Raw genomic sequence first — 17,066 nt, forward strand, 5'->3', positions numbered from 1 at the left:
AACCCGAAAAGGAAACATGCGAGAAACGGGATGCTGTCACCCGTCGACTTCGAACGACAGCAGAAAATGAACGCCGAGGGTGTCTAAGAAACTCGGGGCTATTCATAATGACTGCAAGGTCTTTCATAACCGGATCAGTAGAATGTGAAGTCTCCTGCATCCAGCGAGACCACAGATCCAGCATCACCCGCGATATCTATGAAGTTGGATGTGTCCGAATTCAGCGTCACGCGGGCGCTAGATGTGCCGTTGCCGGTGATTGTGAAGTCAGAAAAACTGTCAGCAACTGCCGAAAAAAAGCGCAAATAATCAAGTCCTTGTTCCCAGTCATGGATTGTATCCTGACCGAAGTCTTCGCTGACAAATCTGAATTGGTCACGGTCTTTGCCGCCACGAAGGTCGTCGTCTCCGATGCCTCCTATAAGCGTGTCACGGGCGTTGCCACCGCGAAGGTCATCTTCGCCCGCATCGCCTTGGAGGTAGTCGATGTTGTTGCCGCCAAACAGCCTGTCGTCTCCACCGGAACCGGCAAATCGAGCACGTCCATCGCCGGCACGCATAATGTCATCGGCAGTGCTGGAACCGAGCAGCAATTCTATAGAAGCAAATTGGTCGCCAGTCGTCGCGCCACCGTTCAAAGCTTGGTTGTTGAGATAAACGCGAATGCCCTCATCGCTTGAACGGGCATCGAAACTGTCTCGACCGTTGCCGCCGGAGAAAATGTCCGCTCCCCCTTCATCAATGATGAAGCGATCAATACCTGAATTGCCGTTGAGGCGGTTATCAAGCTCATTGCCCTTTCCGACATGGTTTCCCGCATCGGTGAAAATCAACCGTTCGACATTCGACGTGAGCGTATAGGAGGCGACATCGGTGTAGACGATATCATAGCCACTACCCGCATCTTCGATCACCTCATCACCAGAATTGGAAATATAGTAACGGTCGTTTCCAAGCCCGCCGATAAGATCGGCAGCCCGAACCTCGTCACCCGTGATCGCGTTGGAAAGATCGTTGCCAATAACTGATAATTCATAGCCACCATCGGCGTCGAATTGCAGCGTTGAAATATCGCCATCCGCCTGATCATCCAGTTGGAAAATGAGCTTCGTAAGCGAGCTGGTAAGTTGCCCATCAATTTCTGCATCAAACGCCAAGCCGCTGCCGATTTGCGCTGTATGGAACTCCATAGAATTCTCAAAGAAGTCCAGATCAAGCATAACGCGCTCAAAAGAGCGCAATTCTACAGAGCCGAATGCATATTCTGCCACATCAGGACCAACTGTCATGAAGTTGCTCAAAGTGTCGTTGTCGTCACCACCGTCAAAGACTGCTCCAGCGACCAATTGCTCTGAACTGCTGAAATAGAATGTGTCGTCTCCGTCCCAACCGTAGACTTGCCTGTCGCCATTACCGACCACCAATTCGTCATTGAAAATCGTGCCGATCACTTGGCCCGTCGTATAGGCCGGCGACCCGTTGGGGTCATCGCGCGGGTCAAAAATGGCTGCAAACACATTTGCGTTGATGCTCGCCGTAATGGTGGTGACATAGGTTCCTCCAGCGATAAACCGTCCATCATCAAGCGCCGCGATCGAAGGCTCGCCAACAAAGCCAAATCTAAATAAATCCTGAAGAATGACAAAGTCGCTACCCACTGGCAGTCCGTCGTCATCAAACCGCTGTCCGACTATCTGGTCAGTCGCACCTTTTGTGTAGGCGATTACGAACCCACCGCCCGCAAGAGCAACGACTTCTGGTTCATAATTGTTGTCACTCCCTCCAGTGTTCCCCACAAATTGAACGGGACCGTCAGCAAAGCCTGCATTGTCGAAAAGCTGGAAGCGGATATCCCTGTCGAGGGCATCATCCTCTCTCCACGCAACGACGAAACCACCATTTGTCAAAGCAGCTACGGATACACTGATATCCTCATTAGAATTGGCCGTCGTGCCACCAACCTGAATGTTGCCTCCAATCAACGTCCCATTGGCGGCAATCAGATTGAAGTAGACCCCAAACTCCAGGGTAAACGGATCAAATACAGAAGCCGCTAGAACATGATTGCCATTTGACAGTCGGGCCAGCGCCATACTGTCGATTTCATCGTAGAATAGAAAAGGACTGCTGACACTAGACGATGGCGTGCCATTGGCGCTAACGAAAGTAATCTTCGTATCGTAGAAACCAGTGCTCGCTTGATCGTTGATAGCAACTATGAATGAACCATCAGCGTTCGCGGAAATGGCTGGATCGTAGTCATTCGCAGCGCCAGTTCCGGCATCGATGATAGCTCCGTTTCCAACCAGGTCGATACCTTCTTCATCGGTTCCGAAAATATCCCACCGGCTTTCAGTGTTCGGGACGGGCGGAAATCCGATTTGGTTTGCATAGTTCGTGGCGATCGCGAATTTACCGTCATTCAGAGCAACAAGTTCGAAGTTTGCTGCTGTAAGGTCTTTGGACTTTCCAACGATGGTCTGCGCGCCAATCTGATTGCCCAAGGAATCGAACAATCCACCAATCAGCAAAGCATTGTTTAAGCCATCAGTGGTATCGGCGCTGTTGCTTTTCCAGACCATCAGGATGTTGCCGTTGTCGAGCACAACCGACTTCAAGTGTGTCTGGTCATCGCCGTCAGGACCAACGTCGCCATTGTTCACTCGAAAGCTTTGACGCCAAGTTTCTGGTGTAATGGACATAGGGATTTCCTCCAGTTCATATTGGTGAACAGGCAGAACAGTCCGACTTACGGTGCGCAGGATAGTTGTTGAAACACCCATGCGTGTGCAGCCGCCATTCAGCTCTGCTCACGCCCCTCAACGTCCACGCTATTGCCCTTGTCAGTTAGCGTCTCATATAATTCGTGAACACTTCGATTTATTCGTGAATTCACAGGGTTGGTTCTCAACGCCGACTTAAAAGCACAACAAAGCGAAGAACGGTTTGATCCAATGTGGCGATTACTAACCACAAACTCAGTCGGTCATCATGTTTTGATGGTGTCCGTGCTCACGCTTGTGTTTGCCCGTCTCGGACCTTTCGGCACCTACTATCTCGGACCGTTCCAAAAGCTGTTCTATTGGGGATTGGCGCTGTCTCTGTGTGGCGTCATTTTCCGCAGAATGATCGGTTTTGCGCACAATGGAACCTGGTTGCAAGAACACCATTGGGCCGCGCGTATTTTGGCCGGGGCTGCATTGGCGGCATTTCCCGCTGGTCTCGTGATTGCCGGCCTTGAGGTTGCGTTTCGAGACAATCAAACACCTCTGGCAGACTATCCCCGTTTTGTGTTCCACACGTTTATCATCGGATCGGTCATCGGCACGCTTTGGTTCAAGGTCTTGCTACAACCTGAACCGCAGACCGCAGAAGCCTTCATCGACGCCGACGCAAACAGTCTTCATGCATCCCCACCACAAAACAATCCTTTTCTGAGCCGCCTTCCAGTCAACGAGCGTGACAACCTGCTATCGCTTTCGATGCAGGACCACTACGTCGAGACGTACACAACGCAGGGGAGACACATGCTGCTGATGCGTTTCTCGCAAGCGATGGACGAATTGAAGGGCTTCGCCGGAATTCAAATCCACCGCTCCCACTGGGTCTCTCTCGATGCCGTCATTCGCCTATACCGAAGCAAAGGTCGCACTTTCGTTCTTCTGAAAGATGACCGCTCACTGCCGGTCAGCGAGACGTTCCGAAAAGTTGCGATTGAAACTTTAGGACCAGAAATGAAACCGCCAGCCAAGGTTTAAGCGAGGGTTGATGCACGGCCGCAAACAAGCGTCTCCTTGCATTTCGCCGCCCGTTTGGCATGTAAGGGCATTGTTGATCCACTTTGGGTGATTTGTTTGACCATTACTGTCCACAAGGGCGATTTGCCCGATCTCACGCGCTACGGTGCAAGCGTTGCCATAGACACCGAAACTCTGGGTCTGCAAATCGCACGCGACAGGCTGTGCGTTGTCCAGCTTTCGCCGGGCGATGGCACCGCTGATGTGGTGCAGATCGAAAAGGGCCAGACCAGTGCGCCCAATATTGAAAAGCTGTTGAACGACACGAGCGTCACCAAGATCTATCATTTTGGCCGCTTTGACATAGCCGTACTCTACAACGCTTTCGGCGCAATGAGCGTCAACAATTTCTGCACCAAAATCGCTTCACGGCTCACCCGCACCTATACAGATCGCCACGGTTTGAAAGACCTGTGCCGCGAGTTGTTGGCGGTCGACCTATCGAAGCAGCAGCAATCCTCAGATTGGGCCGCAGAGACGTTATCCGATGCTCAACTCACTTACGCAGCATCCGATGTGCTCTATCTCCACCGTCTGCGCGAAGTCTTGATCGAGCGGCTGTCACGCGAAGAGCGCATGGAAGTTGCAGAAGCCTGTTTTGATTTTCTACCCATGCGCTGCAAGCTCGATCTAATCGGTTGGGACGAAACTGATATTTTCGCTCATTCTTGAGGCGCAAGCGGACGCAAAGGGGGACGGCCCCAAAAACACCGCATTGCTGCGCCAGAGCAAATACCGCGCAGCATCGGGCGCCGTGGGCAGTAAGGTAACGGGGGCAGTTTTCGATATGACAACACAATTGCCAAACCCCGCTGCCGCTCCTGCGGTTCAATCGCAGCCCCGGCAAGCCAACAAGCGCTCCGATGCGGATTTCTCTCACGCCAAACGCCACTCGCGCATAGTTTCTATTTTGCGCAAAGCGCTGCCTGCTTTGGCGGTGGCATGGGGCGTTCTATTCCTGTCCAATGCCACCTTTTCTCTGGCAAACCTGCCAGATATCGCCGTGGATTCCGCTGGCATAGAGGGCGGGAAACTGGTGATGAACGCACCCGTGCTCAGCGGTTTTGACAAACAAAACCGTCCTTTCGATATCAAAGCCGACCGCGCGATCCAGGACTTGACGGACTCATCCGTGGTCGATCTGGAACAGATTAATGCGCTGCTGCCGATTGATGCGAATACCAAAGCGCGTGTCATCGCTGATTTCGGCACATACAACGCAACATCCGAAACCATCACTTTGCGCGAAAACATTTTTATCAATGGTGCGCACGGCATGGATATCACACTGAAAAGCGCCAACATCGACATCAAGAGCGGCACTATGAAAAGCGATGATGCGGTGACTGTGGTATCGAAAGACATGAAAATCAGCGCTGATTCCATTAGTGTGGAAGACAACGGCAAGCGCGTTGTCTTCAAAAACCGCGTTATGACGACGATCAATCCAAGACAGACGGACAAAGCCAAGAAATGACTTTTACTACTTCCCCGCGAACGAATTTTGCTCCGTCAAAACTTGCGATGATTGCAACAGTTGCGTTGGCAACACTCGTGGTCAATGTGCCCGCTGACACTGCCTTCGCTCAAGCATCGGGCAAGGCGTTCAGCGGCTTTTCAGGGAGCAGTAAAGATCCAATCCAGATCGGCGCGGACGAACTGGAAATTGTCGACAGTGAAAACCGCGCAACCTATTCCGGTCGCGTTCAAGTCACACAGGGCTGTTCCACACTCAAAGCGGATAAGTTGACCGCCTTTTACGCGCGCAACAGCAGCGGTGGCGACGGAAACTCGCAAGGCAACATCGAAAAACTGGCGTTCTCCGGCAACGTCTTCGTCTCATCTGGCGAAAACACTGCGACCGCTAAAAGCGGCTCTTTCAACACAGTCACAGAAGACGTTGTGCTTGAAGGCGATGTCATCGTTTCGCAAGGGCGCAACGCCGCGAAAGGTTGCAAGCTGACCGCTAATTTGAAAACCAATGTCGCCAAATTGCATTCTTGCGGCAAACGGGTGGTTACAATGATCAATCCCAATGCCGTTAGACAAGCGGCGAAGCCGTGCAACTAGCACGAACCCTGCCCCAATTGCCGCAACAGGATATATTTCCGTTTTGAAGATTATTAGCCTTCTAACACGCGGCAAACGCGAACCGGACAATCTTCCGGCCGTTAAACAAGCAGGCGGCCCTCACGGGGAGGAGCAGCCGAAAACAACGCCCCGTTCACGCGACGGGGTGCTGCTCGCCCACGGCCTGATGAAAACCTACAAGAAGCGCACCGTCGTCAACGGCGTCAGCCTCGGCGTGCGGCGCGGAGAATCGGTTGGACTTTTGGGTCCCAATGGCGCGGGCAAAACCACCTGCTTTTACATGATAACAGGATTGGTAAAGCCCGACGAAGGCTCGATATTTCTTGATGGCCACGACGTAACCGCCATGCCCATGTATCGCCGCGCACGCCTCGGTATTGGCTATCTTCCGCAAGAAGCGTCAATCTTCCGAGGGCTTTCTGTCGAGCAAAACATCATGGCTGTGCTGGAGGTTGTGGAACCCAACCGCAAAGAACGCGCCCGTAAGCTCGATGAATTGCTGGAAGAGTTCAAGATTTCGCATCTTCGCAAATCCCCTTCAATCGCTCTTTCAGGCGGTGAGCGGCGACGGCTTGAAATTGCCCGTGCGCTTGCGACACAACCGGCCTTCATGCTGCTTGACGAGCCTTTTGCAGGCGTCGACCCTATTGCCGTTGGCGACATTCAGGAACTCGTTCGCCACCTCACCCGCCGTGGAATTGGCGTGCTGATTACCGATCACAATGTCCGTGAAACCCTTGGCCTGATAGACCGAGCTTACATCATCGCCACCGGGCAAGTGCTCACGCACGGCCGCCCTCAAGACATTGTTAACAATCCTGACGTTCGTAGGCTCTATCTCGGCGACCAGTTTACACTTTAGCTTTTCCCATTTGGTATGCTTCTTGCTTAACGTTGCCCCACGCTTTACCAAAACGCGGGGAGCCGGAATTTATCGCGTGAAACCGGGAAGAAGAGATGGGGCTCGCACAAAAGCTCGTTCAGCGGCAAAGCCAGTCTCTGGTGATGACGCCGCAGCTCAGCCAGTCAATCAAATTGCTGGCCATGTCGAATGTCGAACTGTCGTCATTCATTGAGGATGAACTTGAGCGCAATCCCTTCCTGGAACGCGATTCCCGCCCCGATGGCGAAGCGCAAGATGCTCGAAATGACGGGGTAACCGACGCCAAACCAGACGAGAAAATCCGCGATCTGACTGCCCAAAACGATTTGGAAATCAGTGCGGCGGCTCTCGAAGAAAATCTCGGAACCCGCATCGAAAACGTCTTTCCTGATGAGCAGGACTACACACGGGCCGAGCGTCAAAAACCGGCAACTGATGACCTGCGGCTCAGCCCATCCGGCCTCGCCATGTCGTCCAACGGCGATGCTCACGACCGCAGCGTGTCTGATTTTTCCGCTGATACGAAAACGCTCAACCAGCACTTGCTGGAACAGGCATCAATGGCTCAAGCGGACACCACATGCCTGTTCATCGTCAAAGACTTGATCGAAAATCTTGACGATGCCGGTTATCTGGATTGTACCTTGGACGAAGTTGTTCAGCGCCTCTCTTGCTCAGAAGACCAAGCGCAATCCGCACTTTCCCTGCTCCAGAGCTTCGAGCCAGCAGGCGTCGGCGCACGCAATCTGGCAGAGTGCTTGGCTTTGCAATTGCGCGAGAAGAACCGGCTCGACCCAGCCATGCAAACCGTGCTCGACAATCTCAACCTGCTCGCTAAACGCGATTTCGCTACACTCGCAAAACTGAGTGGCCTCGACATGAGCGATCTGCGCGACTGCGTAGAGGAAATTCGAGCGTGCGACCCCAAGCCCGGCACAGCGTTTGAAGCCACGCCCATGCAACACATCTCTGCTGATGTGTTCGTGCGCGCCAGCCACGATGGTTCGTGGCAGATCGAGTTAAACAGCGAGACCCTGCCCCGTGTGTTGGTCAACGAAACCTATGTGACCGCCGTTTCCAGCAAATTGGGCGGCAGCGACGAAAGAGGCTTTGTCGCCGACTGTCTGCAGACCGCGAGTTGGCTGACCAAGAGCCTCGACCAGAGGGCCAAGACCATTTTGAAGGTCGCTGGCGAGATTGTGCGTCATCAAGACGGCTTCATGGTGCATGGCGTATCCCACCTGAAGCCACTGACACTGAAAGAGGTGGCGGAAGCCATCGAAATGCACGAATCGACCGTCAGCCGTGTGACCTCAAACAAATACATGATGACGCCCCGCGGTCTGTTTGAATTGAAATATTTTTTTACCACCGGGTTGAGCGACAGCGATGGCGGCGAAACTCATTCATCTGCCGCTGTTCGGGACCAAATTCGCCGTATGATTGATGCTGAATCAGCAAAAACCGTTCTGAGCGATGATGCGATCGTTGAAGCGCTGAAAGCCAGCGGCATCGAAATTGCCCGCCGCACGGTCGCCAAATACCGCGACGCGATGCACATTCCCTCTTCGGTGCAAAGGCGCCGTGAAAAACGTGTGCAAGAGAGCGTCGGCTGAAAACAGGAGCCTAAAAACCGGCTCGCGAAAACTTCTTCTGTCAAGACTTTCAATGCGCACCGGAAGGTCTATGATTCTGGCTGTAAGGGGCAACCAAACAGGAGAACCGCCGCATGAGCCTTAGAATTTCCGGAAAGCACATGGATATTGGAGACGCTCTCAAAGGACGCATACAAGAGCGTATAGAAGATGCGGTGGACAAATATTTTGGTCATGGATTTTCAGGCCATGTGACAATGGAAAAGCAGGGAGCTTTTTTCATGGCAGATTGCATGCTGCATCTGGATTCCGGTGTCATTCTGCAAGCCAGCGCGCGCGAAGCGGATGCCCATGTCAGCTTTGACCGCGCCGCCGAGCGGATTGAAAAAAGGTTGCGTCGATACAAAAGAAAGCTAAAAGACCACCACGCTGGTGGACAGGGTGCAGAAAAATCCGAAGTGGCCTACACGGTCATGTCCACCCCAAATGAAGATGAAGAATTGGCGGAAGACTTCGCTCCAGCTGTAGTGGCGGAGGGATCTACCTCGGTAAGAACGCAGACAGTGGCTATGGCTGTGATGCAACTTGAGTTGATGGATGAACCCGTCAACGTGTTCAAGAATGCAGCCAGTGGCCAAGTTAACGTGGTCTACCGTCGGTCTGACGGCAATATCGGTTGGGTCGACCCTTCAAGCGAAGCGGCAGGCTGACTGGAAGACTTAGGGCGATAGGGAGCCCCATTTTGATGGATTTGAATGAAATCTTGACGCCGCAAGGCGTGATGTCGCTGGTCAACGTGAATTCCAAGAAGCAATTGCTTCAGGAAGTCGCTGAGCGCGCAGCTACACTCGCCAACGTCGATGAGCGCATTGTTTTCGACGTTCTGCTGCAACGAGAGCGGCTGGGATCGACTGGTGTAGGAAATGGCGTCGCCATCCCCCACGGCAAGCTGCCGGGCTTGGAAGCGATTTATGGCGTATTTGCCCGCTTGAAGCAGCCAATTGATTTCGATTCTATGGATGATCAGCCCGTGGACATTGTTTTCATGCTGCTGGCACCGGAAGGTTCGGGGGCTGATCATTTGAAAGCTCTGTCGCGCATCGCTCGCTTACTGCGCAATCAGGCAACGCTGTCGCAACTGCGTGCGACTACAGACGAAGACGCGCTCTACAGCATCGTTATGTCCACCGAAAATTTGAATGACGCAATGGCGGGCTAGTCAGCCAACTTAATGTCTCTGCATTGCCACGAGGTCATGGTCTTCAGCATCCTGAAGGATCATCGACATCTCGTCGGCAAGCGCCAATGGCTTACCGTCCGCTCCAAAAAGCGCCCACATATTCGTATCGGCTGGCAGGTTTTCTTCCAGGGTAACTTCAATGGGTAGATCATCCGTGTTTACACGGCGGATATAGGCAAGCGTGCTTTTGCCAAACGACGAGAACTCGATCGCCGAGCCAAAAGGCCGAATCCGCTTGTCGTTCTTTTTATCAGTCATAGCAACGCTCCTAACTTATGCCGCACCAACAAGGTGGGCATGAAAGGCGAGCTGTTCAAGAGAACAAAAGCGCTATCCCTATTTCTTGAAATTCAGCTTCGCAACAACGGAGCGCGTATCACGAATAGTTGCGTCAAGCGCAGCCAGCTCTGCCGACAGCGACACAAGATCAACCTCCGCACGAAGACGAGCCCCGACGAGATCCTCGGCGAACTGCTCATCGGTAGCAATGCGTGCATTGCGCTGGGCTTGGGTCATTGCGCGGACAACGTCAGCGCGTTGCTTGCGCAGCGACACCAGTACGGTGGAAATGGAATCACGGATAATCGTCGAACGCCACAAAACCCCGCTACCGATCTCATTGTGTAGGCTTTGCCCTGCCTCACGCGAAATCTCTTCAAGCTCAAAACGACGACCATACAGTGCGCCGAGACGCACAGAAACTTCCAGCGTCGCGGATAAGTCGTTGCCTCGGTTGCCGGCACCGAAACTGTTGCCAATATCAGTGCCGTAATTTGCACTCGCCTGAACCTTCAGCGCATCCACTGTGCGTCGTCGCGCTTCAATATCATGAACCGTGCGTTCAATGCGCATCAAACGGCGGTCAAGCGCACGAAAGTCTGTATCCTGAAATATCTCGACAGCCTGACGACGCCCGGCTTCGCCCCGGGATTGCGCCTCACGCGCCCTCACCTGCTCGATATATTGGCGCAGGACAGTAGCCCCACCGATAGTGATAAAGCCTTCACGCAAAGCACGCGAAATCTCGCCATTAATGCGCAGCAGTTTCTTGCGTTTTGACCGCAGAACGTTGGCACGAGCCAAATAGCCGCTGCGCGACAGGGACTGCGTGGATGTTGTGGTCAATTGAATGAGCTTAGCCGCAATTTCCTGACGTTCGCAACGAGCAAAAGCCAACTCTTCAGTAAGGTTGGCTCGCTTCAAGTCTAGTATGTCGTAACTCATTCCAACATCGAAATCCGCCTCATCGGAAACCTTTGCAGAGAGCGAAGGCGAACGCAGAGACGTGGACGTAATGCCAGCCTGGGCGAGCACGCGGCGGCAGCGAGCGGAGGGCTCTGCCCGAATTTCAGAGGCTGTGCGGAAATATTCACCGTTGGGCTTAAACGCAGCCTTTAGCGCAGTTGAACGGGATTGCGCCTTGCGCTCATTGCGGCGCGATTGCTTCTTCGCAGGGATGGAGCCAGTCGTTTCGGAAACAGACATAAGCGGGGCCATCGAATGATCGTTGCAGCCAGCTAGTGCAGCTACGCCCAGCAGCAGGGACAGCCCGCTCCCCAAGCGCCAATTGCGCCGTTCAAAATCTGTTTTACTCAACATACTCAACTCAAAAACTCACACTGAAGGGCTACACCCTTAAAAGAACATCGGCGCCCGCTTTGCGTGGACGATTTCCTGCGTAACCGAACGCGGGTCGTAAAAATTTGCTTCCATGAATTTGCCGCGCAACGGCTTGCCAAACAGCGGATGGACAGCGGTTGTCTCGCCACTGATAGGCCCGCCAATCGTGCCAACGGCCGAGCACACAATGAGCGTGAACCGGCAACCGACCAGCTTCTCGCCTTCCAGCACCTGATCGGTATTCGTGTAGGGCACGAACAGAACCATGACAGGTGCATCCAGCGCACGAGCCGCAGGTGTTTTCTCCAAAGATGTGAGGTTTGCTGTGATCACGCCGAGCGAATTTTCAAGTTGTGCAACGCGCAGCTTGGCGGAACCCTCTTGTTTTCCAGCGTTGAAGATTTGCGTTTTCGCAAGGATCACATCACGCGCCAAATGGGCCATGTCGGAGCCCGCAGACGTGATGACAGTGATTTCCGGCTTATCAATTTCCTGACGAAGCGACAGCAGGAATTCCAGACGGCGGTTGACCTTGTTCAGTTCCAGCTGCCGCTGGGCGATTTCGTTTTCCACGGTTGCGATACGGTGCAATGTCTCAAGGACTGCAAGCGTACTGCTGTTCAGCGCTTTGCGTGTGATCAACCGCTTGGCGTAGGCGCCTTCAAGGTTTTTGGCGAACGTGCCCTGCCCGTTCAGCTTGTTGAAATCCGCAATCACCCGCTTCAAGCGTGCAATATTTTTGGTGATCTCGAGCTGTTGATAATTCTGCAAAAGGATCTCTTCGTCGATGGTGCGACGCATCAGGTCCAGCTGCAATTGCCCATCTCTCTTGTCACGCTGCGCAGCAGAAAGCTCAACCGAGGCGCTTTTCAAATCTTGACGCACCTGGTTGGCACGCAGACGCATGGAGGAAAGATCGCGCTCCGTTTTGTCGACCAGCGCATGGCCACGTGACAGTTCAAACGGCAGCGACCAACTGGACGACCCCATGAAGAAGACAATCATCGCGCCATAGGTCAAAAACGTCAGGAAAAGCGCCGTCAGAATGACAACCGCCAATTTCTTGTACGCGAAGTTCGCCACTGGCACGAAACGGCGCCACAGTCCTTGGTCAGCTTCGGCAATCTTGGAGATCGATGCTTCAAAGCCTTTTGTGACCATTGATTTTGTTTCAGTTGGTTGAGCAGACTTTGCGGTTGCAACTTCGACAGCGGGCACTTCCGGCTCAACCGGAACATCGGGACGGCCCTGCGCAGATGCGCCGGCTTCTTGGTCGGCCTCTGGTTCCAAAGTGCGCTTTTCGTCCAGCGAAACCATGTTTTCTGACTCGATGCGCACATCGGACCGCGAAGCAAGCACCGTTGCAATTATCGCCTTCGGCTTGATTGGCTCGCACAGAACATCGTGCACGCCCATCAGACTGCCGTAGATTTCCGCGTCATCCTGTTTGCTCAAAACCACGCAACGGCGAGCGGCACGAAGGGCAGCGATAGCAACCACATTCAACGGATTGGCCGCATCTTCGCCGCGCATGTCGATGATCACACAATCGAACGGATGCTCAACATCACGCGCCACCAGCATGTCGATCGCGTCTTTGGCCAACGCCGCATGATCGAAACGGATCGTCTCTTCCTTGCGCTTAAAACTGCCCTTGGCAATGGTAATTTCCATGCCAACGAACAGCACATTTATAGCCTTTTCGGCCTCGCGGCGCTCTACAGCAGAAAGGTCTTCAGCGGTCATGCCGACACCTTCCTTGCACGGGCGGGCGTGCCGCCAAGATCAGCAATATTAATGCTATCTTCAGTCGAGATGCCCGAATTATCAGACTTCTTGCCGCCCCGCGTCTCCCAAGACGTTGTGCCAAGGGTAAACAGGCCAAGCGGCGTCATGGTCAAATAGACGACCGGGAAAACCGCAGCCATCACGATGAACCAAATACCCGATGTCTGCGCGAATTCCGGCAGACGGTGTTTTGTCAGTTCATAAGCAACGGCAAAAATTGTGACGACCAAAGCATGAAACAGCATGGGCATGACGAATTGCAGTTCCATCGTCTTCGACAGCAGGAAGATGGGATAGAAGAACAACAGCGTGCCCATAGAGATGTAGTGGATCAGCACCAGCAGATTAAATTTGTGCAGATGCGGAATCGCTGTAATCAGATCGATCATGTTCGACCGGCGCCAACGTAATTGCTGGTTCAGATAAGCCGGCATGTTCGTTGGCGCTTTGGTAAAGCAACGCGCGGTAAAGCAAAGACGAGTGCGATAGCCCCGTTCAACGATCTTGCGCGTGAGGAACCGATCCTCGCCGTATTTCACTTCATCCCCAAGGAAGGTGCGCGACTCAACATCCTTGTCCACCGCCAGCATCGCCTCGCGCTTATACAGCGTGAGACAGCCCGATAGACACATGACATGGCTGAATGCGTTTTCGACGTTCTTCAGATAGTGATAGCCGACCCAGTATTTCACGGCCTGCATTCGTGTAAGCCAGGTCTCCTTGGCATTCGATACAAACACGCAGCCGCCGACAGCGTCCGCGCCCGTCGTGTACATGTGACGCACGAGTTCGCTGACAACGTTAGAATCCACAATCACATCGGAATCGACCGACATGACAAGGTCGGTATCGAGATCAAGCACTGCGTTTTTGATACCCAAACGCTTACCCATATTGTGTGGGTTCTGAATCAACTCCATCCACGGATAGCGGCGGCAAGCCTCTTGGAGATGTTCAAGAGTATCGTCGGTGGAGCAGTCGTCCACGAATACGATTTTTAGCTTGTCGCGGGGATAGTCCAGCGCGGCAAAGCTGGCAGCCGTTTGCAGAACGCTCGGTCCTTCGCAAAACACAGGAACGACAATCGCGACCGTCGGCCAATGCGGTGGATCTACATTGTAACCTTCTTGCGGACGCCTATCGAGAACACGCAGCAATGACCCAAGCACGTACCTGTTCGTAAACACGATCAGGACGAGCAAGCCAAACAGCCATTCAACTGTTGATATTGCGATCATCGAGTGCCCCCACAATGCGCCTTGGCGAACTGCGAATTTGATTAAACTTTCAAGGCAACTGGTAACGCTCAGTCTGCCCCCGCTCGCATATACTTAAAGGCGAGGAAGCTGCTGATAGAGTTAACGCGGCAGGGAGCGATGGTGGTTTGAGGGTCAAAAGTGCCGACATATTTTTGTTAGTGTAAACAGATAGATAACGCGCGCATCCTCCTCAACATTCTGTTCACCATAAGCACAATTGAGCCACCCCCCATTACACTTTGGTGACGTCCTCTGCCGCAATTTGCCCAAAGATTTTTAGCAGGGGCTAACACGGGCAATGATCTACAATTTACAAAGCGTCAGCAACGCGGCCGAGACGGAAGCGCCGTCCAAACGCCTTACGTTGTCTGAAGTTTCCGAGCAGCCGGTTGATCTTCCAGATGCCGCCACAGCACGCGTTGCAGTTATCGGTTTGGGCTATGTCGGCCTGCCACTCGTATGCGGGTTTTCGCAAAACAACCGGGCAATCGGCTTCGACATCAGCGCGGACAAAATTGAAGAGCTGAAAAACGGCTACGACGCCACTGGCGAAGTTGTTGGCACAGAACTGGCGGAAGCAGACGTCGAATTCACCATTGACGCTGAGGCATTGGCAACCGCGGACGCGATAATTGTGTGCGTTCCAACGCCTGTAAACAGCCGGAACCGCCCTGATTACCGCCCTCTTCTGGCAGCGTCCAAAACCATCGGCCAACATATGAAGCGCGGCGCATTGGTAGTCTACGAATCAACCGTCGATCCCGGCACAACAGAAAACAAATGCCTTCCTGTGCTGGAATCCGTGTCAAATATGAAAGAAGGCGTCGATTTTTACGTCGGTTATTCACCTGAACGAATCAATCCGGGCGATCCAACACGCAGACTAGCCGATATCAAGAAAATCGTTGCAGGTTCAACGCCTTACGTCACTGATTACCTTGTAAAACTCTATTCACGGGTCATCAATGCAAGCCTCACCCCTGCCGCCAGCATCAAAGTCGCAGAAGCAGCAAAGATTCTGGAAAATACCCAGCGTGACGTCAACATCGCGCTGATGAACGAATTGATGGCGCTTTACGACAAAATGGGCATCCGTGCATCAGACGTGATTGCAGCCGCAAGCTCCAAATGGAACTTCCACCATTATCGCCCCGGCATGGTGGGCGGTCACTGTATCGCCGTTGACCCCTATTATTTGGTAGACGCAGGCCGTCGTCATGGCTTGCCAATGGAACTCGTCGCCGCCGGTCGCGCGGTAAACGAACAAACCCCCTATTTCCTTGCGGAAAAGCTGGAGACCATGTTCGAAGAGGCAGGCCAATCTATCGTCGGCAAGCGCATTCTCGTTCTAGGACGTACATTCAAAGAAGACTGTCCTGATACACGCAACTCAAAAACCTTCAAAATGATGGACTACCTTTGGGCTCAGGGAGCGGAAGTCTACAATTTCGACCCAATTGCTGAGGACGACCACTTTGAGGGGGGCCGCGGCACGCGGATTGTCGATGATCCTTTCGACGGCGGCGCTTATCACGCAATTGTTGTAACGTTGGGCCACAAGGTTTTTCGCGAACAACTAGACCGCAACACTCTGGAAACACTGGTTCCACGAGGCGCACCGCTGATCGACATGCGCGGACAATACGATTGCGAAGAAGTCCACGACCACTTTAACTACTGGCGTCCATAAAACAGGCGCAAAACCAAAAAGGGGCACAACCGTATCGGTTGCGCCCCTTATCATGCTTATTACCGTACCTTAAGGTACGGGAAACTCTTCACCTGCAGTAAACAGATGACGGCCCTTGCTTAACGCCTGAGCCGATCTGCAGAATTAGTCAGCTGCCGAAAGGTTATCTGCAGCGAGCTTGCCGCTGCGCTGATCTTCGATCAAATCGAAGTTCAGTTTTTGGCCTTCAGTCAACGTATCCATACCCGAGCGCTGAACAGCGGAAATGTGCACGAATGCATCTTTGCTGCCGTCATCGGGTGCAATAAAGCCGTAGCCTTTGTCTGCGTTGAAGAATTTCACGGTACCGGTCGTCATAGTCGTATCCTGACATAGTAGTATCCCGCCGGCATCATGCCGACGGTGAGGAAACGTCATCATTGTCAGGGGAGATCAAAAACACACGGCGCACCGAATTCTTTGGGCTGCACCGACAAGTCCAACGTATTGGGAACATAGGGGCAAATCGTGGAATTGCAATGACAATCGCATGACAGTTGTACGAATTCGCTCACCATGCACGTTACGCACCGCGATCCCATCAAAGCAAAAACGCCTTAAACCCAGTGGCTTCCTGTCTCCTTTGATCAGTCTTTCGGCTTGAAAACCAAGACTGGAATCTCGCTGTGGCTCACCACAGCGGTCGCTTGGCTGCCCAAAAGCATCCGTGAAATACCATGACGACCGTGTGACGACATCACAATGAGATCTGCGCCAGTCGATTCAGCCGCTTTCAAAATGCCGTTGACGGGGCGCTCTTTCTCGACATGAAGCGTGGTGGCATCTACGCCAACCTCCGAGGCTATCTTTGCAGCATTCTCCAACGTGACACTCGCTTGGTCGCGCGTGGCCTTGTCATAGGTCTCGACGGGGAAAGCCATCGCCAACTCCCCGCCGTTTACGGAGACCAGCGATTCCGTCACGGTAACAACGGTGACTTTTGCGCCCAGTTCTTTGGCCAATTGGCAGCCTTGGCGAACGCCTTCTTCGGCAAATTTGGAACCGTCGGTAGGAAGCAAAATATGTTTGTACATGGCATGGCCCTCCTTATGAGCGGATCGACT

At 53.2% G+C, this 17,066-nt stretch carries 16 protein-coding genes; 9 read left to right on the top strand and 7 right to left on the bottom strand.

The features are described from left to right. Positions 1–134: 134 nt before the first annotated feature. Positions 135–2,702 carry a calcium-binding protein gene (locus tag ACFQ14_RS07425; protein ID WP_377212094.1) on the bottom strand — a complete coding sequence of 856 codons (2,568 nt, stop codon included), beginning with the start codon at positions 2,700–2,702 and terminating at the stop codon, positions 135–137. Positions 2,703–2,954: 252 nt separating this feature from the next. Here ACFQ14_RS07425 and ACFQ14_RS07430 point away from each other — a divergent pair, with 252 nt between their 5' ends. From ACFQ14_RS07430 to ptsN, 8 genes are all read left to right on the top strand, one after another. Next, entirely contained in the window at positions 2,955–3,758 is an 804-nt protein-coding gene (locus ACFQ14_RS07430; protein ID WP_377212095.1) for a LytTR family DNA-binding domain-containing protein, read from the top strand. Positions 3,759–3,854: 96 nt separating this feature from the next. Beyond that, complete coding sequence (locus tag ACFQ14_RS07435; protein WP_377212096.1) at positions 3,855–4,469, top strand: ribonuclease D; 615 nt, start codon at positions 3,855–3,857, stop codon at positions 4,467–4,469. Positions 4,470–4,584: 115 nt separating this feature from the next. Then, positions 4,585–5,274: an LPS export ABC transporter periplasmic protein LptC gene (gene lptC / locus ACFQ14_RS07440; protein WP_377212097.1), complete on the top strand. Its 690-nt coding sequence runs from the start codon at positions 4,585–4,587 to the stop codon at positions 5,272–5,274. After that, complete coding sequence (locus ACFQ14_RS07445; RefSeq protein WP_377212098.1) at positions 5,271–5,867, top strand: LptA/OstA family protein; 597 nt, start codon at positions 5,271–5,273, stop codon at positions 5,865–5,867. Before lptC ends, ACFQ14_RS07445 begins: the two co-directional genes overlap by 4 nt. 166 nt (positions 5,868–6,033) lie before the next feature. Then, complete coding sequence (lptB, locus tag ACFQ14_RS07450) at positions 6,034–6,750, top strand: LPS export ABC transporter ATP-binding protein (protein WP_377212313.1); 717 nt, start codon at positions 6,034–6,036, stop codon at positions 6,748–6,750. Between the two features lie 95 nt (positions 6,751–6,845). Continuing rightward, entirely contained in the window at positions 6,846–8,387 is a 1,542-nt protein-coding gene (gene rpoN / locus ACFQ14_RS07455) for an RNA polymerase factor sigma-54 (RefSeq protein WP_377212099.1), read from the top strand. A 113-nt stretch (positions 8,388–8,500) separates the two neighbouring features. Further along, positions 8,501–9,076, top strand: a complete 576-nt coding sequence (gene hpf, locus ACFQ14_RS07460) for a ribosome hibernation-promoting factor, HPF/YfiA family (RefSeq protein ID WP_377212100.1) — start codon at positions 8,501–8,503, stop codon at positions 9,074–9,076. 35 nt (positions 9,077–9,111) lie between these two features. Then, the gene (gene ptsN, locus ACFQ14_RS07465) at positions 9,112–9,585 is read left to right on the top strand and encodes a PTS IIA-like nitrogen regulatory protein PtsN (protein ID WP_377212101.1); all 474 of its coding nucleotides are present in this window, start codon (positions 9,112–9,114) and stop codon (positions 9,583–9,585) included. 9 nt (positions 9,586–9,594) lie between these two features. Here the strand turns inward: ptsN and ACFQ14_RS07470 are convergent, their stop codons facing one another. The 4 genes from ACFQ14_RS07470 to ACFQ14_RS07485 form a co-directional block, all read right to left on the bottom strand. Beyond that, a complete protein-coding gene (locus ACFQ14_RS07470; RefSeq protein ID WP_377212102.1) occupies positions 9,595–9,864 on the bottom strand; it encodes a DUF1150 family protein in 270 nt (89 codons plus the stop codon). Positions 9,865–9,942: 78 nt separating this feature from the next. Then, on the bottom strand, positions 9,943–11,205 hold the full coding sequence (locus tag ACFQ14_RS07475) for a hypothetical protein (protein ID WP_377212103.1): 1,263 nt from the start codon (positions 11,203–11,205) through the stop codon (positions 9,943–9,945). 36 nt (positions 11,206–11,241) lie between these two features. Continuing rightward, entirely contained in the window at positions 11,242–12,972 is a 1,731-nt protein-coding gene (locus ACFQ14_RS07480; protein ID WP_377212104.1) for a hypothetical protein, read from the bottom strand. Beyond that, positions 12,969–14,252: a glycosyltransferase gene (locus ACFQ14_RS07485; protein ID WP_377212105.1), complete on the bottom strand. Its 1,284-nt coding sequence runs from the start codon at positions 14,250–14,252 to the stop codon at positions 12,969–12,971. The genes ACFQ14_RS07480 and ACFQ14_RS07485 overlap by 4 nt, the downstream gene beginning before the upstream one ends. Before the next feature lie 319 nt (positions 14,253–14,571). Here ACFQ14_RS07485 and ACFQ14_RS07490 point away from each other — a divergent pair, with 319 nt between their 5' ends. Further along, complete coding sequence (locus ACFQ14_RS07490; protein WP_377212106.1) at positions 14,572–15,963, top strand: nucleotide sugar dehydrogenase; 1,392 nt, start codon at positions 14,572–14,574, stop codon at positions 15,961–15,963. 144 nt (positions 15,964–16,107) lie between these two features. On the opposite strand, the gene ACFQ14_RS07495 is transcribed toward ACFQ14_RS07490, so the two are convergent. Together ACFQ14_RS07495 and ACFQ14_RS07500 are read right to left on the bottom strand one after the other, a co-directional pair. Then, positions 16,108–16,320 (bottom strand): cold-shock protein, encoded by a 213-nt coding sequence (locus ACFQ14_RS07495; protein ID WP_377212107.1) that lies wholly within the window; start codon positions 16,318–16,320, stop codon positions 16,108–16,110. Positions 16,321–16,589: 269 nt separating this feature from the next. Beyond that, entirely contained in the window at positions 16,590–17,036 is a 447-nt protein-coding gene (locus ACFQ14_RS07500; RefSeq protein WP_377212108.1) for a universal stress protein, read from the bottom strand. Positions 17,037–17,066: the final 30 nt, after the last annotated feature.

This window comes from Pseudahrensia aquimaris (assembly GCF_042676045.1).
In the GTDB taxonomy this organism is placed as follows: Bacteria; Pseudomonadota; Alphaproteobacteria; order Rhizobiales; family Rhizobiaceae; genus Pseudahrensia; species Pseudahrensia aquimaris.